Source organism: Pedobacter chinensis, from assembly GCF_003339865.1.
Lineage (GTDB): Bacteria > Bacteroidota > Bacteroidia > Sphingobacteriales > Sphingobacteriaceae > Pedobacter > Pedobacter chinensis.
The window spans coordinates 171,907-196,789 of the sequence record NZ_QPKV01000006.1 but is presented as its reverse complement, the minus strand read 5'-3'; the positions used below and the strand labels follow the sequence as shown (position 1 = coordinate 196,789).

Here is a 24,883-nt window from a genome sequence, read left to right as displayed (position 1 = left end):
AAAAAAGAGAAACCATGTGTTGATTTCTCTTTCTTAAATGATGTTAAAATGATCGCTATGCTTCTACAGCATGTTCTTTAGCGGCTAAATACCTTTCGGCATCCAATGCTGCCATACAGCCTGAACCCGCAGCGGTTACAGCCTGGCGATAATACATATCCTGAACGTCGCCACAAGCGAAAACACCTTCAATATTAGTTAATGTGGAGCCGGGTTTAGTTAATAAATAACCCGTTTCATCCATATCCAGTTGACCTTTAAAAATATCAGTATTAGGTTTATGTCCAATGGCCACGAAGAATCCTTCAACTGCGATGTCAATTTCCTCGCTGGTTTTATTATTGATAACCTTAACTGCTGTTACATTTTTACCGTTACCTAAAATTTCCCGGGTTTCAGTATTATAGTGAACCACGATGTTGGGCGTAGCTAAAACGCGGCTAACCATTGCTTTTGATGCACGGAATTCGTCTCTTCGAACTAATAAATGAACTGTTTTACAAAGTTTTGCCAAATAGGTGGCTTCTTCGGCAGCAGTATCACCGGCACCAACAATTGCCACATCCTGTCCTTTGAAAAAGAAACCATCGCAAACTGCACAAGCTGAAACACCAAACCCATTGTATTGTTGCTCACTAGGTAAACCTAACCATTTTGCAGTGGCACCTGTCGCAATAATTACAGTATCGGCTGTAATGGTTTTAATTTCATCAACCACTACTTTATGGGGTGCTGATGAAAAATCAACCGAACTTACATAACCAAAACGGATATCAGTACCAAAACGCTCTGCCTGTTTACGAAAATCCTCCATCATTTCTGGCCCCATGATTCCTTGCGGATAACCCGGGAAATTTTCAACATCGGTGGTTTGAGTAAGTTGACCACCAGCCTGCATTCCGGTATACATAATTGGTTTTAAATCAGCTCTGGCAGCATAAATTGCCGCTGTATAACCTGCGGGACCAGAACCTATAATTAAACACTGAACGTGTTCGTTTTCTTGTGACATTATATTGTGCGTTTGAAATTCATTAATTGAAGCACAAATTTAATGCTTTAAATAATTGTTGGCAAGTATGCATTGTCAACATAGTTTACTTATTAACATGTTGTATCCTCGTTTTGAAAAAAGAAGCAATAACTAAAAGAATTGATTTATTCCCCTTTATTCTCTCTAATCAGTCTAATCACATTACCACCAAGGATTTTTTTAATATCCGTTTCCGAATAGCCGTTTTTTATCAATTCCGATGTAATTTTAGGATAATCAGCAACACTATTCATCCCCAGCGGAAAAGATTCCGCCCCATCGAAATCGGCACCTAAACCTACATGATCAACCCCAATTAATCCAACAACATGATTGATATGTTTAATCAATAGTGAAATTGGTGGCCTGGTGGCATCAGCATCTGCCTGATGATTAGCGATTAAAGTATCAATGGCATTGCTCCTGCCATATTTTTCTGAAAGCATTTTTAATTCTGAATCATGTTTAGCGAAGAAACTCTTAACCTTAGTATCGTAGGTAGAATCCAAAAAGCCACTATAAAAATTGATGCAAATTACACCGCCATTTTTGCCCACGGCTTTTATTTGTTCATCTTTCAAATTTCGGGGAACAGGATTTAGGCGGTAAGCGCAACTATGAGAAACAATTACAGGCTTTGAACTTGTAGCAATGGCGTCATAAAAAGTCTTTTCGCCAACGTGAGATAAATCAACCAAAACTCCAAGTTTATTGAGTTGCTGAACCACTTGTTTTCCAAAATTGTTTAAACCAGCATTTTCAGATTTTATTTTTCCAGAAGTTTCCTCTGCTGCTGAACTGGACCAGGCGGTACTGTTGTTCCAGGTTAATGTTAAATAAGCCATTCCCCGTTTCGCCAAACTATCAATATAATCCAAACGGTTTTCAATCATATGACCACCTTCTACACCAATCATTGCGGCCAGTTTCTTCTCCTTAACAGTTTTCTCCAGTTCACTTGCAGTTTTAACCAGTTGTATCCTGTTCGGATATCTTTTGATTAAGCTATACAGCGAATCTATTTGTCTGTTGGCAAGTGCATATCCACCTTTTTCATCGCACCAAATGGAAAAAAACTGAACATCCAAACCACCTTGTTTTGCCCGGATCAAATCGAAATTTCCTTTGGATTGAAGTTTGCCAATATCTATTCCGGATTTAATCTGATTGAACATGATATCACCATGCGTATCAATAACAATGGCCTTCTGATGTATTTTTTTTGAATTTTGAGCAAATGAATTGATTTGAAAAAATGCAAGTATGAATAGTAGCGGAAAGATTTTCATGCCTTAAATATAATTGTTTTTTGCCACCTAAAATACCTGAATTCATTTAAGACCTTACTTGTTCTAAGCTGTTTTAGGTAGTAAATTTTATGTTTGTAAAACTCCAACATTAAATTTCTTCGTGATAGGTGATTGATTAGCAGCTTCGATTCCCATAGAAATCACTTTTCTGGTTTCTAAAGGATCAATAATTCCATCTATCCAAAGCCTCGATGCCGCATAATATGGTGTAGTCTGACGATCATACTTATCCGTAATTTCTTTCAAAAGTTCGGCTTCTTTTTCTGGTGTGATCACTTCTCCCTTAGCTTTTAATGATGCCTCCTGAATTTGAAGTAAAGTTTTCGCGGCTTGAGCGCCTCCCATTACCGCAATTTTAGCTGTTGGCCAGGCGTAAATTAAACGTGGATCGTAAGCTTTGCCGCACATGGCATAATTACCTGCACCGTATGAATTCCCGATAACAATGGTAAACTTAGGAACTACTGAATTGGCTACCGCATTAACCATTTTAGCGCCATCTTTAATGATGCCGCCGTGTTCTGAACGACTCCCTACCATAAAACCTGTTACATCCTGCAGAAAAACCAATGGAATTTTTTTCTGATTACAATTCATGATAAAACGTGTTGCTTTATCAGCACTGTCTGAATAAATCACACCACCGAACTGCATTTCTCCTTTTTTCGATTTTACTATTTTACGTTGATTAGCCACAATGCCAACAGCCCAACCGTCAATTCGACCTAAACCGCAAACAATGCTTTGTCCGTAACCTTTTTTATACTCTTCAAATTCAGAATGGTCAACCAATCGATTGATGATATCCATTATTTCGTATGGCTTATCACGATTCTCGGGCAACAATCCATACAATTCTTCTTCATTTTCTTTTGGCATTGCCGGTTTAATTCTATCAAATCCGGCATTTTGAGGAGCACCTAACATGCTCATGATCTTACGAATACTATCCAAACAGGCCTCATCATTTGGATGTTTGTAATCAGTTACACCCGAAATTTCGCAGTGTGTTGTCGCACCGCCTAAAGTTTCATTATCTACTTCTTCACCAATGGCCGATTTAACTAAATAAGATCCCGCTAAAAACACCGAACCCGTTTTATCAACAATCATTGCTTCATCACTCATAATGGGCAAATAAGCACCTCCTGCCACACATGCCCCCATAATAGCCGAAATCTGTACAATTCCTTCGGAGGACATGATTGCATTGTTACGGAACATTCTGCCAAAATGTTCTTTATCAGGAAAAATCTCATCCTGCATCGGCAAATAAACACCTGCGCTATCCACCAGATAAATAACCGGCAAACGATTTTCCATGGCAATTTCCTGCGCCCGTAAATTTTTCTTTGCCGTCATGGGGAACCATGCACCAGCTTTTACCGTAGCATCGTTAGCTACAATCATGCATTGCCTGCCGCTTACATAACCTATGCCACAAACTACTCCTGCGGAAGGGCAACCGCCCTGTTCTGCATACATCCCATCAGCAGTAAAAGCACCGACTTCTAAAAAATTTGACCCTTTATCAATGAGGTATTTAATACGTTCACGAGCCAGTAACTTACCTTTTTCTTTCTGTTTGGCCGCATTTTTTTCACCACCACCCTGATAGATTTTTTTCAATCTGGTTTTTAGTTCGTAAACCAATTGTTTATTCACATCCTCGTTTTTATTGAATTCAATATTCATGATGGCAATTTAAATTTTATTTTACAAAAAATATTGCGACCAATTCGGTTTCTGGTATAGCAAGTTTTTTAACCGCAAAGAATGCAAAGGAAAAATCGCAAAGAAAAGAAGTTTATTAAACAGCAACGTACACAATGAAACTCAGATAAAAACATAGCTAAAAATCTCAACTCGGTTTTTCTCTGTGTAAAAACTCAGCGTGCGTTGTGATAAAAAACTGCCTTTAAAACAAATTTGCGAATCTGCGGCTAAAAACTAAACGCCCAAACTCTGTGTAAAACTCAGCGTGCATTGTGGTAAAAAACTGCCTTTAAAACAAATCTGCGAATCTGTGGCTAAAAACTAAGCGCCAAACTCTGTGTAAAACTCAGCGTGCATTGTTGTAAAAAACTGCCTTTAAAACAAATCTGCGAATCTGCGGCTAAAAACTAAGCGCCCAACTTATTGCCCTTTGCGAAAAATCTTGCGCACGCTGCGGTTAATGATTAGTTTTGGATAAATCTCAGCAAATGGAGTTAACCGTAAATATCCCCGCATTATTATTCCCTGCCATCAGCTTAATCATGCTGGCTTATACCAATCGTTTTTTAGCACTCGCAGCCTTAGTGAGGAGTTTAAAAGCAAAGTACGAAGAGGGAGAGAAAAATATTGGTCTGCAAAACCAGATTCAGAATTTAAGGTACCGGTTAAAATTAATCAAAAACATGCAGGCGTTTGGAGTTTTAAGCTTTGCCAGCTGTTTATTTTGCATGTTTTTCATTTATTTAGAATGGAATACGGTTGCAGAGATCCTCTTCGCTCTGAGTTTAATATTCTTTATGATTTCATTAATTATTTCGTTAATAGAAATTCAAATCAGCACTAAAGCGCTTGAGCTGGAGTTAAGCACTTTAGAAGATTTGGATGATGCATCGCTAACCGGATTTATCAAAAAGAAATTCAAAAAGGATTAAATTTATAAGCTGGGGCAGAAATATTAAGCTGTTATAAAGTGATATAAGAAAACTACTTCTCCATTAAAAGCCGGTTTCTTTTGATCTTCAATTTCCATTTCAATACTCATGTGTACTTTGGTAACTCCACGAAGATTTACAATTGATGATAACTTTGCTCTTAATCTGATTTTGCTGTTTACGGTAACTGCCTGTGCAAATCTTAAATTTTCGATACCATAATTAATTTCCATTTTCAGGTTTTGGATATCAACGATCTCTTTCCATAAATAAGGAATTAAAGATAGTGTTAAATATCCATGGGCAATTGTTGCTTTAAAAGGTCCTTCATTTTGCGCTCTTTCTTCATCTACATGAATCCATTGATGATCTAAAGTAGCATCGGCAAATTTATTTATTTGTTCCTGAGTGATGGTATGCCAGGAAGAAACACCTAATTCTTTGCCCAGATATTGTTCAAATTCTGCGTGTGAAGTAATGATTTGCATTGGAAATTTTTAATTTATTATATTGTAATATTGTTAAATTGCTGGTTCGTAAATTGGCAAAATGGCCAACTAAGTTAAATTTCGTTCTCTGAACCAAACTTCATCTGGCACTGCTGAAAATTCATCCATTTTATTGATTAAAACTTCAGCATCAGATTCGTTGAAAACTAAATCGCGATTAGCTGGTTTTAGAAATTTACTTTGTACCATCATTTCCATTTGAGCAAATAACGGATCGTAAAAACCATTAACATTTAGTACGCCGATTGGTTTATTGTGTAGGCCAAGTTGCAACCAGGTAAGCACCTCAAAAAATTCTTCAAGAGTGCCAAAACCTCCGGGTAAAATGATGAAACCATCGCTAAGATCTGCCATTTTTTGTTTCCGCTGATGCATGTTTTCAGTAATGATCATTTCAGTAACACCTTTATGCCCGACTTCCTTATCCATCAAAAACTGAGGAATAACTCCTGTTACCAAACCGCCTGATTGCAAAACATCGTCAGCTATAACACCCATTACACCAACACTCCCACCGCCATAAACCAATCTGATATGCTGCTTTACAAGGGTTTCTGCCAATTGTTTGATTGCACTGCGTAACTGCACATCGCCATTAAAGTTTGATCCGCAATAAACACAAACGGAATTAAGCTTATTCATTTAGATTAAAATTTACCGAAGTTAAGATTTTATCGTCTTTCTATAAATTTTAATTCTGCACAAAGCTGTTACAGGTTTATTTTTATGATTTAGAAAGCAATTACGGAACTTAATTTAATGTCCCTTTTTATAATCAAGCGAAACGTAGTAAAAACACCCGTCCTGCAGCACACCTCTAAAAGCGGGGAATTGCATATCGCAGGCGAATCCCTTTACAGCAGACTACAAAACAAAAAAAAGGAGTAGCATTACACTACCCCTTCTAACCAAATATAAGAGAGAAAAAATATTAGAAATTAAAACGGAAAGTGGCTCCGTAAGTTCTTGGATCACCAAGTACACCAGCATATAATCCTGAATTACCAGCAGCAGCCTGCAATTGCTCATAGTAATTTTTGTTTGCAATATTTCTGCTCCAAACAAAAACTGAGAATTTTTCTGATTTAAATCCTAACCTCGCATTCAATAATGAATAACCCTGAACGTTTAAAACACTCGAAGGTGTTGCATTTGAAGAATATTCTGAACGATAACTCACATCGCCAGCAACGAAGTACCGGCCAGGTTTGGTAGCTAAACTTCCTGATGTACTCAATTCTGTGCCTCCGGAAATATTCCACTTTGATATTCCTGGTAATCTGCCACCTGAAGCATCTTTAAATGCAATCTGTGTAGCTGTGCCATTAATAATTTCTGTATGTCCTGTTTCTTCAAGTGGCAAAGGAGCATTCGTAAAAGTTACATATTTACCATCAAGATAAGCTACCGCAGCGTTTAAAGATAAAAATCTTTCCAGTTGATATGTCGCATCAACCTCTAATCCCTTTACATTAACTTTTTCTGCATTGGCAAGATACCCTCTGTTTACACCCAATTGCGGAGACTGAACATTGGTTTGGTAATCTTTAATATCTGTATTAAAAACTGATAAATTTAATATCGCACCTTTAATCGGCTTTGTTTTAACACCTAATTCATAATGTTCTACATATTCGGGTTTTACTACCGCTAAAGACAAATCGGCTTCTCCTGTAGATGTTGTTGGTAAACCACCAACATTAACACCTACTGGTTTATAAGCAGTTGAGAAAGTTCCGTAGACATTTAATTTAGGATTGGGACGGTATGACAAAGTAACGTTACCTGATAAATTATTGTTTTCTGTACTGGTATTGAATCGCTGATTACTATAAACAGCTGCTTTAAGACTTAATAAAGTTGCATCTGTAGTTTGCAAACCTCCATAGGTTGCTCTGTCGTAATCAACATCTTTTTTATCATAAGTAAATCTCAAACCAGGTAAAATATGAAGGTGTTCTAAAAATTCCCAGTCAACCTGTGCAAAAATTGCCGTACTTAATGATTTAATTGTTGAATTGGTTTTGATGCCGAAGCCATCTAACAAACCAGGTGTTGAGTATAAAGCCTGGCTACCTGTATTACCAGTCTGCACAAATCTCCATTGGTCTTTGCCTACTTCTTCAGTTTGACCTAATCCTTTTAAATCCTGGCTAAGGGCAAAAACACCTATTACACCACTTAATTTATCTGTTATATTTCCGGCATATCTAATTTCCTGTGAATATTGATCATGATGTGTGTTACCCTGAGATTTTGTAAGGGCAGATATTTCAGAGAAATCCCTGTCATTTGTAGGATCCCAATTCCAGAATCTCCAGGCAGTGGTAGAAGTAAGCGTTCCACCGCCAATTTTATAATCCACGTTTAAGGAAATACCGCCAATAGATTGGTTGTGTCTCCAGGGTGTATTGCTGTTTATTTCTCTGGAAAAAGGATCTATTTTTGGCTGCGGATAACCCAAATCCGAAACGATTCTTGCATATTGCCGATAAGCACTTCTTTCTGTTGGGGTTACACCCGCAATTACCAATGGATAGCCTGCAGGATGCTGGATACTCACATCGCCACTTAGCAACACCTGTAATCTATCTGATGGTGTATAATATAACTGGCCTTTAAAACCAAGGTTATTTTGCCCGCTGTATCTGCGTTCTTCTTTGGTATTCCAAATTGTACCATCTCTTTGAGTACCGGAGATTGATATTTTAGCCGCAAGATTTTTTGCCACACTTCCAGAAACTGATGTTTTTGCCTGGATGAAATTATAATTCCCAACACTCAATTCCACTTTCGCTGTGGGGTTTAGAGTGGGTTTGGTTGTGGTAATGTTAAATGCACCTGCTGTAGTGTTTTTACCAAACAAGGTGCCTTGAGGACCACGAATAACTTCTATTTGTTCAATATCAAGAAAATCTGTAGATGTTGCAGCAGGACGGGCATGGTAAACTCCATCCACATAAAAGCCCACTCCAGGATCGATTCCATCGTTAGTTAAACCGAATGTTGAACCCAACCCCCTAATGTTAAGCGTAGTATTTCTGGCATTTGATGCATATAACTGTACCGATGGGACCAATTCTTTTAAACGATTAACATTAAATGCTCCTGCATTTTCTGCTGTTTGCCCACCGATAACCGTAATCGGAATAGGTACATCCTGTAACACTTCCGAGCGTCTTCTCGAGGTCACCACGATTTCATCAAGTTGTGTATCCTCAACCAAAATCAATTCGATAGGTGTATCCTGAAGTTTTAAAATCTGGAAATCCTGAGGTTTATACCCAACATAACTGATTCGGATATAAAATGGTGGTTGTTGTTTTGCATTAATGGTAAAAGCGCCGTTAGCATCAGTAACTACTGCTGTATTAGTTCCTCTTACTGTTACGGTTGCGCCAGGTATAGTAGCATTATTGGCACCTTTCACTACACCAGTTACCGTATTTTGAGCGAATACGAAACTGGCTGAAAATATTAAAGAGAATAAGATTAGTAAACTTTGTTTCATGATTATAAATATGTTTGGTTTAGATTTTGTTAATTATTGCTCCGTTCGGAATCGTTTGGTTTGAGCGTATAAACGGCAACAACAGCATTTTTTTAAGTTTTGATTAGTTCGTTTCATGGTTAATTATATTAAATCTATAGATTTAGTCGACAAATATATTAAAAAAAAGCAATCGCCAAATTTTATTTTGTTAAATTTATTTTATTGGCGATTGACTTGCTAATTATTTGGCAAATAAATTTAACCTTACTCGTTATTTTAACCCTACTCGTCTTTCCGCGCAGCGGGAATCCAATGTCATTAAGTTAAGCCAATAGCAATCATTCTGAACGCAGTGAAGAATCCGCAGCCGATGCAACACAAAAATTAATAAACAGCACTACTCCCTTACAAAAACAATTCAGCAGTAAACCAGGTACAATGCCCATGGGTTAGGGATTTACTTCGTAGCTGCTTCGCGGTGTTCACTGCGTTCAGAATGACAATTATTATTTGTTTTTTTCTTAACCTAATGACATTCGGCGGGAATCTGCACAAAAAAACGAGGCTATCGTTACCGATGCCCCGCTGTATTTATCTCCAAATTAGAGTTATAAATCTTCCGATTTTTCGAACTTCAGACTATCTTGTATAATTTGGCGCTTCTTTAGTGATCGTAATATCATGTGGATGACTTTCACGCATACCAGCAGCTGTGATTTGCACAAATTGAGCTTCCTGTAAAGCTTCAATGCTTCCTGCACCACAATAACCCATGCTGGCACGCAAACCACCTATATATTGATACATTACTTCTGCCAATGTGCCTTTGAAAGGCACGCGACCAACAATTCCTTCAGGAACTAGTTTTTTAATATCATCCTCTACATCCTGGAAATAACGATCTTTAGACCCTTGTTCCATTGCTTCAATAGATCCCATTCCACGGTAAGATTTGAATTTACGACCTTCATAAATGATGGTTTCACCTGGTGATTCTTCTACACCTGCAAACAACGAACCTGCCATTACCGTGCTTGCACCTGATGCAATTGCTTTTGCGATATCACCAGTATGTTTAATACCACCATCGGCAATAACCGGAACGCCTGTACCTTTCAGGGCTTTGGCACACTCATAAACAGCATACAATTGAGGAACACCGACACCAGCGATAATTCTGGTTGTACAAATTGAACCTGGACCAATCCCTACTTTAACCGCATCGGCACCGGCATCTGCCAAGAATTTAGCCGCAGCTCCAGTTGCAATGTTACCAACAATAACTTGTAGGTCAGGATATTTAGCTTTAACCTCTTTCAATTTATCAACTACTCCTTTTGAATGCCCGTGGGCAGTATCAATTGTAATCACATCAACTCCGGCTTTAACCAGGGCATCAACACGTTGAATGGTATCTGCAGTTACACCTACTGCAGCACCTACGCGTAAACGGCCACGTTCATCTTTACAGGCTGCCGGGTAATTTTTAACTTTAGAAATATCTTTAAATGTAATTAAACCACTTAAATATCCATCTTTACTTACTACTGGCAATTTCTCGATTTTATGGTTTTGAAGAATTTCTTCTGCCTGAACCAAAGTTGTACCTTCAGGAGCAATAATTAAATTATCCTTAGTCATTACTTCAGCAATGGGGCGTTGCATATTTTTCTGGAAACGCAAGTCACGATTGGTAATGATGCCCACTAATTTATTATCACTGGTCACCACCGGAATACCACCAATTTTATGTTCCTTCATAATTTTGAAAGCATCGGCAACAACAGCGGTTTCTAAAAGTGTAACCGGATCCTGAATCATTCCGCTTTCCGAACGTTTAACTTTACGAACCTCTTCGGCTTGTCTGTCAATCGTCATGTTTTTATGTAACATACCAATGCCTCCATTTTGTGCAATGGCAATGGCAAGCTCGGCCTCTGTTACTGTATCCATTGCTGCAGAAATCAATGGAACATTAAGCTTAATTTTTTTAGTTAAAAAAGTGGTTGTATTTACTTCACGAGGTAAAATTTCAGAATATGCCGGTACTAAAAGTACGTCATCGTAAGTTAAACCTGTGGCAATAAATTTTGTGGAATCGAGTTGCATAGCAAATAAATTAGGATTTATTATTTGCCAGGCAAAGATACGAATAAACCATGAAAATAAAAGCAAAAAGCGCAAAATGGATAAATATTAAGCTGTTTTGACAAATCAGATTTTTTATATTATCCATATAAATGCTCCCTTACTATTGTATCGCTACAACTCAATAGAATGCCTATTTTAATATTTTATCTTTAGACAAGTATAGTACAGCAAATTCGTCTTTCAATATCAAGCCAATAGTTTAAACGTATTTTTGTCAATATCGTTAACTCAAAAGGCGCAAAAATTAAATTTATGCGCCTTTTGTAAACCAATCTGATCACTGAGAATTGCAAACTGTTAACTAATCTACCTCTTCCCTACCACTACCTCAGTAAAATCTTCGATAATTAAATACTTATTGGCAAGTTCTTTTATTTCTTCAGCAGTAATACTTTTAACTTTCTGAATATAGTTATCGTAATAACTGTAATCAAGGCCAAAAAAGTGAATGTTCTTAAACTTATCTGCATGAGAAAAAACGTTTTCCAAACTTCCCAGCATTGAACCAAGCATGTAGTTTTTAACCAGCGTTAACTCTTCATCACCTATCAGCGTTGTTTTTAGTAAATCAATTTCTTTATAAATTTCAACTATAGCATCAGCACAAACCTCCGCACCTACTTCTGTGGCTATAAAAAGATAGCCCGCATCTTGCAAGGAGGAAATTCCTGAACCAATGCCATAAGTGTATCCTTTATCTTCTCTGATGTTATTCATTAAACGTGAGCCAAAATAACCACCCAATACCGTGTTTAAAATCTGGAAGCCAGGAAAATCTTCATGTTTACGGTTTACGGCTATTTTGCCAATCCTAATGGCAGATTGTATGGCTTCTGGTCTTTCTTTATAAATAGATTGTTTTTTAGCTTTACTAAAGCTAAACTCATTAGGTACCGCATTACTTTTTTCCCAGTTGCTGCCAAATTGATTATTAAGTAGCTCGAAACTATTTTCATCAAATTTGCCGGAAACAACTATTGTACAATTATTTGAGGCGTATGCCGCTTTAAAGTAATCAACAAGATCTTCCCTACGCAACTCGTCGTAATGTCTCGATTGAATATCCACGCCATAGGCGGTATCTTCAAATAAAGCATGAGCAAACTCTTTACGGGAAAGAATATCGTTCTTTTGCAAATTGACCTGCAATTTTTGCTTTTGATTTTGAACATAAATATCCAGTTCATGCTGAGGAAACTGACTATCGCTTAAAACATTTTTTACTATTGGCAATACCGATGCTAAATGTTTATTCAAGGTATAAAGCGTAACTGATGATTGATCCTGAGCATATTCCGTTTGAAAAAATGCCCCATAAAAATCAATCTGTTCAGCAATTTCCTTTGACGAAAATTTACTTGTACCATTATTAAGCATTGCATTTACAGCAATAGCCTGTAACGGTTTTTCAACATTCCAATTTACGTTGTTAAACAAAAACTCAATCCTGACTAAATCCTGCTCTCCTGAATAAATGATATATACAGGAACATCGTTACTTAAATTCTTTTGCTGTGGATGTATAAAGTTTATTGTTGATACCTGCTTAAAATCAGGCGCTTGTTGTCTGTTAAGCATGTTCTTCTGTTAAATAATATAATGTTGATGATGATTTCCGGTTAAATGTTTCATTGGATATTCTTTTAATATCTGCTGCTGTTACTTTTAAGAATTCTTGTGCTTCCTGATTTAAAAGTGTGGCATCGCAAAGTAACTCATAATAAGCCAGGTTCATCGCTTTATCAAGTAAACTCATTTCTGAAAATACCAGAACAGATTCTACTTTGTTTTTAACTTTGGTCAGCTCATTTTCGGACACTAATTCTGCTTTAAGTTTATTTAACTCCTCCCAAATGGCTTTTTCTGCTTCTTCAATGGCAACGCCTTCTACCAATTTCCCTTCTACGATAAATAAGCCCGGATCAAGACTGCTGGAAATGTAAGCATTAATATCGCTGAATAATTTTTGCTCTTTTAATAAGCTGTTATATAATCGCGAAGATTGTCCGCGGGATAAGATATCTGAAAGTAAATCAAAAGCGTAATAATCAGGATCTAATCGACCTGGCATTTTAAAAGCAATGTAAATGGCGTTCAGCGGAACGTTCGCAGTAACTGTTTCTTTTCTTTCGCCGGTTTGAGGATCCTCCTGAATTAAATTTCTTTCATATTTTTCGCCAGCAGGGATGGGTTCAAACCATTTCTCTGCAAGCTTTTTTACCTCTTCTGTTTTTACATTTCCACCTACAACCAAAATCGCATTTTGTGGTGTATAGTGTTTTTTAAAAAATGCTTTCACATCTTCCATGGTGGCATTTTCGATATGTGAAAGTTCTTTCCCAATGGTTGCCCAACGATAGGAATGCTTTTTATAAGCTAACGGTCTTAGTTTTAACCAAACATCACCATAAGGTTGATTTAAGTAGCGCTGTTTAAATTCTTCGCAAACTACATTTCGTTGCGTATCCAGACTTTTTTCGGAAAAAGCCAGGCTTAACATCCTGTCACTCTCTAACCAGAATGCCGTTTCGATATTTTCTGCCGGCAAGGTGATGTAATAATTAGTAATGTCATTACTGGTAAAGGCATTATTTTCGCCACCAACACGTTGCAACGGTTCATCGTAACTTGGAATATTGACCGAGCCACCGAACATTAAATGTTCAAATAAGTGTGCAAAACCAGTTTTGTCTGGATTCTCATCACGAGCGCCCACATCATATAAAATATTTAAAACTGCCATTGGAGTTGTTGGATCTTCGTGTACCAACACCTTTAATCCGTTAGCAAGCGTAAAACGATTAAAATCTACCATATTATTTTTTAGAACCGTAAAGATATTAAAAATGATTTCACAGATGAGGATGATTTCAATGATTCTAAACTTTTAATATTTTGAAGCATTTTTTTGACAAACCTTAAACCTTATCCCTCTAACCTTCCCACCCTTTTAACTATCTTTGTACTATGAATACAGCCGATTTATTGCAACGGGCATTGCATTTTGATTTTTTAAGCCTTGAAGAAGGTGTGCATTTGTATCACCATGCTGATACCGCATCGTTGATGTTTGTGGCAAATGAGTTAAGAAAAATTCAGGTTCCGAGTGGTAAAGTTACCTGGCAAATAGATCGTAATGTAAACACTACAAATGTTTGCATTGCAAACTGTAAATTCTGCAATTTCTTTCGCAGGCCTGGCCATGATGAAAGCTATATTACTGATATTGAAACTTATAAAGTTAAAATTGAAGAAACTTTCCGTTTAGGAGGCGACCAATTACTATTACAGGGAGGTCATCATCCGGATTTAGGTTTAGCTTTTTACGCTGATCTTTTCAAAAAATTAAAAGAACTGTACCCTGATTTAAAACTTCATGCTTTAGGCCCTCCGGAAATTGCCCATGTTGCCAAATTGGAAGGCATTACCCATACAGAAGTTTTAAAAACATTAAAAGAAGCTGGTATGGACTCACTTCCTGGTGCAGGTGCTGAGATTTTAAATGATCGTGTTCGCCGTTTAATATCGAAAGGCAAATGTGGCGGTCAGGAATGGCTTGATGTGATGAGAGCTTGCCATCAATTGGATATCACTACCTCGGCAACGATGATGTTTGGTCATGTTGAAACCATTGAAGAACGTTTTGAACATTTGGTTTGGATTCGCCAGGTGCAAAGCGAAAAACCTGCTGATGCAAATGGATTCCTGGCATTTATTCCCTGGCCTTTTCAGGATGACGGAACATTATTAAAGAGGTTGCGTGGCATTAGCAATAACGTAACTGCCGATGAATACATCAGAATGATTGCTTTAAGCCGAATCATGTTGCCAAATATTAAAAATATACAGGCAAGTTGGTTAACCGTTGGTAAAACTACAGCTCAATTGTGCTTACATGCAGGTGCCAACGATTTCGGATCAATCATGATAGAAGAAAACGTGGTTTCAGCAGCAGGAGCTCCGCATCGTTTTACTGCTAAGGGAATTCAGCAATCCATTAAAGATGCTGGTTTTGAACCTCAATTACGCGGACAGAAGTATAACTACCGGGAATTACCAGAGCATTTAGAAGAACAGGTTATTACTTACTAGGTTCAACAAGATATAGAAAACCTCGCATTTAATGTTGAGTTTTTTTAGAGCTAAGCATGACAGTCATCAACCCTGAACTTGTTTCAGGATCTAAATGCATGGAAGAGACTGAAATAAATTTACCTTGTGGCTTTGGGTTTTAAACCTTCAATAGCAGCAAATGCTTAACTTATCTAAACCTTGGCGAAGCGGATACCGGTCCCGAGAAGAATGCCTGCAGGCGTATGAGCAAAGAAAAGGACTAACGCTGCTATGCTATGCAGGTTTGGCTTTTCAAAAGATTTTGCTTTCTATTTCTCCACAAATTCAATAAAAAACTTTTGAATTGTTATTTTTGAACCTCAAAAAAACAGGAGCCGATTTGGACTATTTAGAAGGATTAAACCCACAACAGAGAGCAGCAGTAGAGAATACAAAAGGACCGGTAATGATTGTTGCGGGTGCTGGTTCGGGCAAAACACGTGTAATTACTTATCGTGTGGCGCACCTGATTCAAACTGGCACAGATCCTTTTAACATTTTGGTTTTAACCTTTACCAATAAGGCCAGTAAGGATATGCGTGAGCGTATTAGCAAAGTGGTTGGTGCCGAGGCAAAAAACATTTGGATGGGTACTTTCCACTCTGTTTTTGCGAAAATATTACGGGTTGAAGCGGAGAAAATTGGTTATCCGAATAATTTTACCATTTACGATACGGATGACAGTAAAAGTGTGATCAGAGCCATTTTGAAAGAGATGCAGCTGGATGACAAATTGTACGCTCCCAACTTCGTTTACAACAGGATTTCTTCTGCAAAAAACAACCTGATTTCCTGGGGCGAATACCAGGCAAACGATCAGATTCAGGCTGAGGACATTCAAAATAAACGCCCTTTGCTTGGCCAGATTTACGAAACTTATGCTAAACGCTGTTTCAGAGCTGGCGCCATGGATTTTGACGATTTGCTTTTCAAAACAAATATTTTACTGAAAGAGCATCCTGATGTTTTAAACAAATACCAGCAAAAATTCAGGTATTTAATGGTAGATGAGTATCAGGATACCAACTTTTCGCAATATACCATTGTAAAAAAACTGGCCGCTGCTTATCAGAATATCTGTGTGGTGGGTGATGATGCACAAAGTATCTATGCTTTCCGTGGAGCAAATATTCAGAACATTCTGAATTTCGAACGCGATTACCCTGACCTGAAAGTGTATAAGTTAGAACAAAATTATCGCTCTACCCAAAATATTGTTGATGCGGCGAGCAGCATTATCGCAAACAACAAAAATCAACTGGAAAAGAATGTATTTTCGGAGAATGTTGAAGGTGACAGAATTAAAGTTTCCCGTGCCTTTACGGATAATGAAGAGGGAAAACTGGTTGCTGAATCGATTATTCAGGAAAGAAGTTTGAAAGGTTACCAGTACCATGATTTTGCAATTTTATATCGTACCAATGCCCAGAGCAGGGCTATGGAGGAAGGATTACGAAAGCTGAATATTCCTTATAAAATCTACGGCGGAACATCTTTTTATCAACGGAAGGAGATTAAGGATTTAATTGCTTATTTCAGGTTGACTTTTAACCCAAAAGATGAAGAGGCAATAAAACGTGTAATCAACTATCCTAAGCGTGGTATTGGCGATACTTCTGTAGATAAAATTATCGTGGCAGCTGATCAGCATAATGTAACGATGTGGGATGTGATTTCCAATGCGCACATGTATGTTGATGGGCGTTTAGCGAACCAATTGAATGATTTTGCTACAATGGTTCAAAGTTTTCAGGCTGAGGCTAAAAAACTTGATGCTTATGATTCTGCTTTGTTTATTGCACAACACGCAGGTATTTTAAAAGAACTTTATACCGATGATAGTGTTGAAGGACGAAGTCGTTATGAGAACATACAAGAGTTATTAAATGGTATAAAAGAGTTTGCCGAGCGGGAAGATATTGAAGAAAAAGGTTTGGATATTTTTATGCAGGATGTTGCGCTTTTAACCAATGATGATAAAGATGGCGACAAAAACAAGGATACAGTTTCGTTAATGACGATTCACTCTGCTAAAGGCCTGGAATTTAAAAATGTATTTATTGTTGGTTTGGAAGAGAATCTTTTCCCATCGCAAATGTCGCTCACTAACAGAACCGACTTAGAAGAAGAACGCCGCTTGTTTTATGTAGCCATTACAAGGGCTGAAATCAAACTGACGCTAACTTATGCTACATCGCGTTACCGCTGGGGAACGTTAACCAATTGCGAACCAAGCCGTTTCATTAACGAAATTAACCCCAGGTATTTAGAACTGGATGTAAAGCCTGCTAAAAGCAATGTTTTTGAAGGCAATTTTGACGATGAACGTAAAACATGGACTTCGCAACCCCGCGATTTCTTTAGCAAACCAAAACCTGCAAGCACTGCTTCTGCCCCATCGGCCCGACCAAAAACAACTTCATTACTGGCAAAAGCTCACGTTCCAACACCAGGATTTACTCCATCTCAACCTCATGAATTTCAAAACGGTATGGAAGTAGAACATGAAAAATTTGGCTTCGGAAAGATTATCAGTTTGGAGGGAAGTTTGCCAGATGTTAAAGCAACTGTGTTTTTCCAGGGATTGGGGAACAAGCAACTGCTGTTAAAATTTGCGAAATTGATGATTGTAAGGAAGTAATAATAAAGATTTTAAATATTTAAAGAAGTCAAGTTTTTAAAAACTTGACTTCTTTTTTTGCGCCAAAACTTTAAGGTTTCCTGGTTTGCACCTCGGTTCGTGTCCTCACGAAACTAAACAAATGGTTTATGTGGGCATGAATCACTGCTTCAAAAACAAAGTTTGTGGTTTGAACCTTTGGTAAGTAAAGACGCAGATATTATTTGCCACGGAAACACGGAACGCACGGAAAATATTGAACTTTATTCCGTGTTAATCTGTGTTTCCGTGGCAATCTTGTTAAAAAAACCTCTCCCTGTCAAAGTTCATGGTTTAGGTTCTTTTGTGCTGTCCCTCTCCTTGAAGAGAGGGAAACAAAGGTTTGTGGTTTGAACCTTTGATAAGGTAGAGCGTAAATATTATTTGCCACGGAAACACGGAACGCAAGGAAAATATTGAACTTGATTCCGTGCTGATCTGTGTTTCCGCGGCAATCTTGTTAAAAACCTCTCCCTATCAAAGTTCATGGTTTAGGTTCTTTTGTGCTGTCCCTCTCCTTGAAGAGAGGGAAACAAAGTTTGTGGCTTGAACCATTGGTAGGTAAAGACGCAGATATTATTTGCCGCAGAAATACGGAACGCACTGAAACAATAATGAACCCGACTCCGTGTTGATCTGTGTTTCCGTGGCAATCTTGTTAAAAACCTCTCCCTGTCAAAGTTCATGGTTTAGGCTCTTTTGTGCTTGAACCATTGGTAGGTAAAGACGCAGATATTATTTGCCGCGGAAACACGGAATGCACTGAAACAATAATGAACTCGATTCCGTGTTAATCTGTGCTTCCGTGGCAATCTTGTTAAAAAACCTTTACCTATCCCTATTAAAGTTCATGGTTTAGGCTCTTTTGTGCTGTCCCTCTCCTTGAAGAGAGGGAAACAAAGGTTTGTGGTTTGAACCGTTGGGTTTTAACTACTGCTCTCAAATCCCTCTCTTCAAGGAGAGGGACGCCACCAATGCGCCCCGCCTCTACCTTTCATAGGGAGAGGTTTAAACCTTCATGACTTCTGTGAAAACCTCTGTATGCGCTGTGGTAAAAAATCTTTCCTTTCTTTGCGAAAAACTTTGCGTTCTTTGCGGTTAAACCTAAAATCCAAGTTTGAAAAACCCCAAAATTATCCCTATTATTGGGCTCGGTTCTCCGAATACAAACCATGCAACTTACTCGATTAGAAATTAAAGGATTTAAGAGTTTTGGCGATAAAGTAACCATCAACTTTAATGAAGGTGTTACGGCTATCGTTGGACCAAATGGTTGCGGAAAATCGAATGTAATTGATGCCATGCGTTGGGTTCTGGGCGAACAAAGCACCAAGGCTTTACGCTCTGAAAAGATGGAGAACATTATTTTTAATGGCACAAAAAACCGCAAGCAAGCACAATTAGCCGAGGTTTCTTTAAGCTTTGACAATACTAAAAATATTCTTCCAACAGCTTATTCGCAAGTTACTGTTACCAGAAAATTATACCGAAATGGCGATAGCGAATACCGCTTAAATGATGTACAATGCCGCTTAAAAGATATTACCGACTTATTTCTGGATACTGGAATTGGCTCAGACAGTTACTCCATTATTGAACTGAAAATGGTCGATGAAATCATTACCAATAAAGAGCATAGTCGCCGTTCCTTGTTTGAAGAAGCATCGGGAATTTCTAAATACAAGTTGCGCAAGAAACAAACTTTTAATAAGTTAAAAGATACTGAAGCCGATTTAGAGCGTGTTGAAGATTTACTTTTCGAGATTGAGAAGAATTTAAAAACGCTGGAAAGTCAGGCTAGAAAAGCTGAACGCTATTATAAATTAAAAGAGCAATACCGTGAGTTAAGTGTTCAGCTCGCTACTCATCGAATCGCTTTTTTCCGCACCGATTTAAACGCACTTGAAACCCAGGAACAAAGTCAGCAGGTTTTAAGGACCGAATTGAGCACGAAGATTGATACCCAGGAAGCTGATTTGCAAAAGCTTAAACTGGAAAGTATCCATCAGGAAAAAAACTTATCTGTTCAACAAAAAGCAACCAATGAACTGGTTTCGAAAATTCGCGCTTACGAAAGTGAAAAGAAAGTAAAAAACGAGCAAATGCGTTTCTTACAGGAAAAAGAAACCCGTTTATCTGGCGAATTGGAAAAAGATAAAAATCAGGTTAACCATATCAAATACAACATCAAGCGTTTAAACGAAGAAGTTTTAACCGAAACAGCGGTTTTCAACCGTTTGGAATCTGATTTAAAACTGCTCAAATCCACCCTTGATACACTTCGCGAACAACAGCAGACCGAGAAAAACAGAATTGACAACCTGGTTAAATCAGTTAACGACTTGCAAAATCAGGTTTATCAATCGCAAAAAGAAATTGATATTCTGAATATTCAAAAAGATGCTTTAGTGCAGGAAACCAACAGAAATGTTGATGATACTGAAACCAAAACATTAGAATTAAAGGCCTTTGACCATGCTTTGGCTGAACTTGATATTCAGGTTTCTGAAAAACAAAGCCATATAAAACAACTCAAAGAAGCTGAAGAAGTTTTAAAAGAAAAACTTGCTGAATCAGAAGTTAATTTAAATTCAAATAAAGAAAAACTAACGGCCGAGAACCGCAAAAAAGACGCTAAACAAAACGAGTATAACCTTACAAAATCGTTGGTTGATAGCCTGGAAGGTTTTCCAGAATCCATTCGTTTCCTTAAAAAGAATAATGCTTTTGCCAAAAGTGCCTTACTCCTATCCGATATTTTATTTTGTAATGAAGATTATCGGATTGCGATAGAAAACTATCTTGAACCTGTAATGAACCATTATGTGGTTGATCAATACCGTGACGCGGTACAAGCAATTAATCTTTTAACTGACGCTAGCCGTGGACGGGCTAATTTTTTTATCCTGGAGAATATTCCAGATAAAAATCCTGTCCTCCGAAATCATGAAGGTTTAATTTCTGCCTTGTCTGTTATTGAGGTTGATAAAAAGTACCAGCACCTTTGCAATTTACTTTTACAAAGTGTATATATCGCAGTTGCCGAGCAGGAAAATATTTTCAAAGAATCATCAACTGAAAGCTTAACCATTCTGGCTAAAAATGGCAAGTACGCACAAACCAAGTTTACTTTGGCAGGCGGATCTGTTGGTTTGTTTGAGGGAAAAAGAATCGGACGTGCAAAGAATTTGGAGAATTTGGCGAAAGAAATCAAAACCTCTGAATCGCTGATTAATCAATACAATACAGCAATTGCTACAGAAACCGACAATATCTTCAACCTTAAGGAGGCATCAAAAATCAATCAGATTAATGCTTTACAACAAGAACTTAACCGGCTAAACAACGAACATATTTCAGTTCAAACACGTCGCGATCAATATCAGGAATTTATTACCACGAGTGAAAACCGCAAAACAGATATCGCTCAAAAAATTGTTTCGATAGAGCAATCTCTTTCTGAAAAGCTACCAGCCCTGGTTGAACTGCAAAAGAAACAACAGCAAGATCATTTAAACCTGCAGGAACAACAACTTAATTATCAGGAAGTTGCCGATCAGGTAAATGAATCTGCGGGGAAATATAACCAGGATAATATCCGCTTCCATCAGCAACAAAATAAGTTGTCTGGATTGGAAAAGGATTTAGATTATCGTTTCGTACAGGAAGAAGCGTTGAATAAGCGAATTGCTCAAAATGATAAAGAACTGCAGGAAACTTTAACCCAAATAACGGCTACTTTACAACATACCGATTTAAGTGACGATACGCTTTTAGACATGTATCAACAACGGGAGGAAATGGAAAAGGGCCTCGCAGAAGCCGAAAAAGAATATTTTGAGAGTAAAGGCAATATCAATGAGATTGAAAACAACCTGACCAATATTCGCAAAAACCGGGAAGAAACAGATTTTCTATTAACCGAAATTAAAGATAAAAAGAATGCTTTAAAGATTGATTTAAATGCTTTAAAAGAACGCCTGTCTGTAGAATTTAATATAGATATTAACGATCTTTTAGAAACGGAAACCGAAATCGAGGCTTTAGAAAGTGAATTCGAAATCAGGCAGAAAGTTGAAAAAATGAAACGTCAACTGGATGAATTCGGCGCCATTAACTCTATGGCCATGGAAGCTTTTAAAGAAATGGAAGAGCGGTATATATTCATCCAAAATCAGAAAAAAGACTTAAATGCTGCCAAAGCTGACCTTTTGCAAACCATCAAAGAAATTGACGATACTGCAAAAGATAAATTCATGCAAGCGTTTACCCAGGCACGAGAACACTTTATTGTTGTTTTTCGCTCCCTTTTCAACGAAGAAGATAGCTGCGACTTGATTCTCTCTGATATTAATAATCCATTGGAAGCTGACATTGACATTGTTGCCCGTCCGAAGGGAAAAAGACCGCTTTCCATCAATCAGTTATCTGGTGGGGAAAAAACCTTAACAGCTACTGCCTTATTATTTTCATTATACCTCTTAAAACCCGCACCATTTTGTATTTTTGATGAGGTTGATGCACCGTTGGATGATACCAACATCGATAAATTCAATAATATTATCCGCAAATTTTCCGATCAATCGCAGTTTATCATCGTTTCACATAATAAACGAACCATTGCCAGCACCGATATTATTTATGGAGTAACCATGGTAGAGCAAGGTGTTTCAAGAGTGGTTGCCGTCGACTTAAGAGAAGTTGCAGCTTAAGGGGAGAAAGGTTGAGGGTAAAAATCTACTAATCGTCATTGTGAGAAGGCTTTTTCAGCCGATGAAGCAATCTGTTTAGAGATTTCTATTTGAAAATGAAAGCCACAACCCTTGGCAGGCTTTAGCCCTGCTGTACACTACAATCTTTTTATAACTTCTGTCAGTGCCGAGGCAAGAAACGTCGGTTCCATCGGTTGGAGATGCTTCGTGCCTCAGCATTGATAGCATATTCAAAATTGCTGCAAATAAAAAGTATTTCCGCTCCCATCAGGTTTAAGAACGCAATACAGCATTATAAACAGCGTTTTTCATTCAATATCCCAATAATTAATATCTTTATAAAAATTTAAACACCACGTCATTGCGAGGCACAAAGCAATGACGAAAAGAAAAATAAATGAAAATCCTATATATTATTCCCTTAGCGATAATGCTAAGCTGCTGTTCATCAGTAAAAAATCAAACTACAGCAGGCTCTGGCAAGTTGGATACCCAGTTACTCAGAGATGTGGAAATTCTTTCCTCTGATGCCTATCAGGGTAGAAAAACGGGTACAAAAGGTGCCGAAATGGCAAGAGCCTATATTATTGACCGTTTCCAAAAGCTGGGAATTAAATCTTATCCTCAAAATGTAAACTATGCACAGGAATTTACTTTTAATTCAAGAGGTGGAGCAAAAATAAACGGCACCAACATTATTGGTTATATTCCAGGAAAGGGAACAAACGTAATCGTCGTATCAGCACACTATGATCATTTGGGTGTAGTTAAAAATGAAGTATTCAATGGTGCTGATGATAATGCATCAGGAACAGCGGGTTTATTAAAAATTGCAGCATATTTTGCTAAAAACAAACCGAACAACACCATCATTTTTGCGGCCTTTGATGCAGAAGAAATGGGTTTACAGGGCGCAAAAGCATTTGTAGCTAATCCTCCTGTTAATATCAATACCATTGCAATCAATTTAAATATGGATATGATTAGCCACAGCGATAAAGGAGAGCTTTATATTTGTGGAACATTCAAATACCCCGAATTAAAAAAATATGTAGATACTACCAGAAAAGATATTAAGGTTATTTTAGGCCATGACGATCCTAAACTTGGCCACGATGATTGGACAAACCAAAGCGATCAAGGAGCTTTTAACGCCAAAAATATTCCATTTTTATACTTTGGAGTTGAAGACCATAAAGATTACCACAAAGCAACAGACGAATATTCGACCATCACAAAACAGTTTTTTAGCGATGCCGCAAACACAGTTTTAGAGGTTGTTAAAAGTGTAGATAAACAAACAGGTTTGCAGCAATCATTAAAAGATAAAATGATCATGACAGATAATCCTCAGAAAGTGAATAAGTTTTAAAAAAACACCCTATAAATTAACATTAGTAGGCTATCTAAAAAAGGCCCCTTCTATATTTTTATTTATCGGTTACCAAACGTTTTAGCGATTTTTTACAGCATTCACTGTAGTTGTAAGGGATATGCTATTACCCATTGAGCCATAAGTAAAGAAAAGTCAGGAAGAAGATTATGTAAAAATCGGACAAATCGGGAATCAGATTCCGGATTTGTCCAATAAAAATAAACAAGAAATTGATTATCAATAACTACTGCGGCACATACACCACATATTTAGTTTCAAAAAAATCTTCTTCAAAATATGCTGAAAGCGGATACAATTCTGCTTTCAGTTTTGATGCTGCAATTTCTGCTGTTAAATCACCACCTTTTAAATATAAAATTCCATTTGGAATAGCATTTAATGAATCCTTTTTGAATTTCCCCTGAATCCAGGGATAAAATTCTCCTAAACGTGTAACCGCTCTTGAAACTACAAAATTGAATTTGTCTTTAATTTGTTCAGCCCTTAAATGATCCGCTTTTAAGTTTTCTAATCCTAAAGCAGCGGCAACTTCCTTAACAACTTTGATCTTTTTTCCAATAGAGTCTACTAAATGAAACTGTGTTTCAGGAAATAAAATCGCCAGTGGAATACCAGGAAAACCACCACCTGTTCCAACATCCAAAACAGATTCGCCAGCTTTAAAAGTGCAAACTTTTGCTATTCCTAGCGAATGTAAAACATGGCGTTCGTAAAGTTCTTCAATATCTTTCCTTGAAATTACATTGATCTGTGCATTCCAGAAACTGTATAAATCAAACAATTGCGAAAATTGTGCAATTTGTTTTTCGGTTAAACCAGGAAAATATTTTAAAATGATATCGGGTTTTACATCAGCCAT

Annotated in this window: 15 protein-coding genes; 5 read left to right on the top strand and 10 right to left on the bottom strand. The window is 37.5% G+C overall.

Going from position 1 to position 24,883, the window contains the following annotated elements; translation table 11 throughout:
- Positions 1 to 55: 55 nt before the first annotated feature.
- The 3 genes from trxB to DU508_RS15110 form a co-directional block, all read right to left on the bottom strand.
- Positions 56 to 1,012, bottom strand: coding sequence for a thioredoxin-disulfide reductase (gene trxB, locus DU508_RS15120; protein ID WP_115403647.1), 957 nt, complete (start codon positions 1,010 to 1,012; stop codon positions 56 to 58).
- Positions 1,013 to 1,158: 146 nt separating this feature from the next.
- Positions 1,159 to 2,322 (bottom strand): dipeptidase, encoded by a 1,164-nt coding sequence (locus DU508_RS15115; protein WP_115403646.1) that lies wholly within the window; start codon positions 2,320 to 2,322, stop codon positions 1,159 to 1,161.
- A gap of 87 nt (positions 2,323 to 2,409) precedes the next feature.
- The gene (locus tag DU508_RS15110; RefSeq protein ID WP_115403645.1) at positions 2,410 to 4,038 is read right to left on the bottom strand and encodes an acyl-CoA carboxylase subunit beta; all 1,629 of its coding nucleotides are present in this window, start codon (positions 4,036 to 4,038) and stop codon (positions 2,410 to 2,412) included.
- 509 nt (positions 4,039 to 4,547) lie between these two features.
- Between DU508_RS15110 and DU508_RS15105 the strand changes: the two genes are divergently transcribed.
- Entirely contained in the window at positions 4,548 to 4,991 is a 444-nt protein-coding gene (locus DU508_RS15105; RefSeq protein WP_115403644.1) for a DUF2721 domain-containing protein, read from the top strand.
- Positions 4,992 to 5,014: 23 nt separating this feature from the next.
- Here DU508_RS15105 and DU508_RS15100 read toward each other — a convergent pair whose 3' ends face one another.
- From DU508_RS15100 to DU508_RS15075, 6 genes are all read right to left on the bottom strand, one after another.
- The gene (locus DU508_RS15100; RefSeq protein WP_115403643.1) at positions 5,015 to 5,479 is read right to left on the bottom strand and encodes a MaoC family dehydratase; all 465 of its coding nucleotides are present in this window, start codon (positions 5,477 to 5,479) and stop codon (positions 5,015 to 5,017) included.
- A 69-nt stretch (positions 5,480 to 5,548) separates the two neighbouring features.
- On the bottom strand, positions 5,549 to 6,142 hold the full coding sequence (locus tag DU508_RS15095; RefSeq protein WP_115403642.1) for an LOG family protein: 594 nt from the start codon (positions 6,140 to 6,142) through the stop codon (positions 5,549 to 5,551).
- A gap of 289 nt (positions 6,143 to 6,431) precedes the next feature.
- Positions 6,432 to 9,011: a TonB-dependent receptor gene (locus DU508_RS15090; protein WP_115403641.1), complete on the bottom strand. Its 2,580-nt coding sequence runs from the start codon at positions 9,009 to 9,011 to the stop codon at positions 6,432 to 6,434.
- Positions 9,012 to 9,632: 621 nt separating this feature from the next.
- Positions 9,633 to 11,102 (bottom strand): IMP dehydrogenase, encoded by a 1,470-nt coding sequence (guaB, locus tag DU508_RS15085; protein WP_115403640.1) that lies wholly within the window; start codon positions 11,100 to 11,102, stop codon positions 9,633 to 9,635.
- Between the two features lie 348 nt (positions 11,103 to 11,450).
- Positions 11,451 to 12,722: a M16 family metallopeptidase gene (locus DU508_RS15080; protein WP_115403639.1), complete on the bottom strand. Its 1,272-nt coding sequence runs from the start codon at positions 12,720 to 12,722 to the stop codon at positions 11,451 to 11,453.
- On the bottom strand, positions 12,715 to 13,959 hold the full coding sequence (locus tag DU508_RS15075) for a M16 family metallopeptidase (RefSeq protein ID WP_115403638.1): 1,245 nt from the start codon (positions 13,957 to 13,959) through the stop codon (positions 12,715 to 12,717). Before DU508_RS15075 ends, DU508_RS15080 begins: the two co-directional genes overlap by 8 nt.
- Positions 13,960 to 14,111: 152 nt before the next feature.
- On the opposite strand from DU508_RS15075, the gene DU508_RS15070 reads away from it, so the two are divergent.
- The 4 genes from DU508_RS15070 (at position 14,112) to DU508_RS15050 (ending at position 24,000) form a co-directional block, all read left to right on the top strand.
- Positions 14,112 to 15,236 carry a CofH family radical SAM protein gene (locus DU508_RS15070; protein WP_115403637.1) on the top strand — a complete coding sequence of 375 codons (1,125 nt, stop codon included), beginning with the start codon at positions 14,112 to 14,114 and terminating at the stop codon, positions 15,234 to 15,236.
- Between the two features lie 361 nt (positions 15,237 to 15,597).
- A complete protein-coding gene (locus DU508_RS15065) occupies positions 15,598 to 17,898 on the top strand; it encodes an ATP-dependent helicase (RefSeq protein ID WP_115403917.1) in 2,301 nt (766 codons plus the stop codon).
- Between the two features lie 1,190 nt (positions 17,899 to 19,088).
- Positions 19,089 to 22,628 carry a chromosome segregation protein SMC gene (smc, locus tag DU508_RS15055; RefSeq protein WP_115403635.1) on the top strand — a complete coding sequence of 1,180 codons (3,540 nt, stop codon included), beginning with the start codon at positions 19,089 to 19,091 and terminating at the stop codon, positions 22,626 to 22,628.
- A 397-nt stretch (positions 22,629 to 23,025) separates the two neighbouring features.
- Positions 23,026 to 24,000: a M28 family peptidase gene (locus tag DU508_RS15050; protein ID WP_115403634.1), complete on the top strand. Its 975-nt coding sequence runs from the start codon at positions 23,026 to 23,028 to the stop codon at positions 23,998 to 24,000.
- A 247-nt stretch (positions 24,001 to 24,247) separates the two neighbouring features.
- Here DU508_RS15050 and rsmG read toward each other — a convergent pair whose 3' ends face one another.
- Positions 24,248 to 24,883 (bottom strand): 16S rRNA (guanine(527)-N(7))-methyltransferase RsmG, encoded by a 636-nt coding sequence (gene rsmG / locus DU508_RS15045; protein WP_115403633.1) that lies wholly within the window; start codon positions 24,881 to 24,883, stop codon positions 24,248 to 24,250.

Bases quoted from the DNA above. Each gene is read 5' to 3' on its own strand.
- trxB (WP_115403647.1), bottom strand. From the start codon at position 1,012: ATGTCACAAGAAAACGAACACGTTCAGTGTTTAATTATAGGTTCTGGT.
- DU508_RS15115 (WP_115403646.1), bottom strand. From the start codon at position 2,322: ATGAAAATCTTTCCGCTACTATTCATACTTGCATTTTTTCAAATCAAT.
- DU508_RS15110 (WP_115403645.1), bottom strand. From the start codon at position 4,038: ATGAATATTGAATTCAATAAAAACGAGGATGTGAATAAACAATTGGTT.
- DU508_RS15105 (WP_115403644.1), top strand. From the start codon at position 4,548: ATGGAGTTAACCGTAAATATCCCCGCATTATTATTCCCTGCCATCAGC.
- DU508_RS15100 (WP_115403643.1), bottom strand. From the start codon at position 5,479: ATGCAAATCATTACTTCACACGCAGAATTTGAACAATATCTGGGCAAA.
- DU508_RS15095 (WP_115403642.1), bottom strand. From the start codon at position 6,142: ATGAATAAGCTTAATTCCGTTTGTGTTTATTGCGGATCAAACTTTAAT.
- DU508_RS15090 (WP_115403641.1), bottom strand. From the start codon at position 9,011: ATGAAACAAAGTTTACTAATCTTATTCTCTTTAATATTTTCAGCCAGT.
- guaB (WP_115403640.1), bottom strand. From the start codon at position 11,102: ATGCAACTCGATTCCACAAAATTTATTGCCACAGGTTTAACTTACGAT.
- DU508_RS15080 (WP_115403639.1), bottom strand. From the start codon at position 12,722: ATGCTTAACAGACAACAAGCGCCTGATTTTAAGCAGGTATCAACAATA.
- DU508_RS15075 (WP_115403638.1), bottom strand. From the start codon at position 13,959: ATGGTAGATTTTAATCGTTTTACGCTTGCTAACGGATTAAAGGTGTTG.
- DU508_RS15070 (WP_115403637.1), top strand. From the start codon at position 14,112: ATGAATACAGCCGATTTATTGCAACGGGCATTGCATTTTGATTTTTTA.
- smc (WP_115403635.1), top strand. From the start codon at position 19,089: ATGCAACTTACTCGATTAGAAATTAAAGGATTTAAGAGTTTTGGCGAT.
- DU508_RS15050 (WP_115403634.1), top strand. From the start codon at position 23,026: ATGAAAATCCTATATATTATTCCCTTAGCGATAATGCTAAGCTGCTGT.
- rsmG (WP_115403633.1), bottom strand. From the start codon at position 24,883: ATGGCTGATGTAAAACCCGATATCATTTTAAAATATTTTCCTGGTTTA.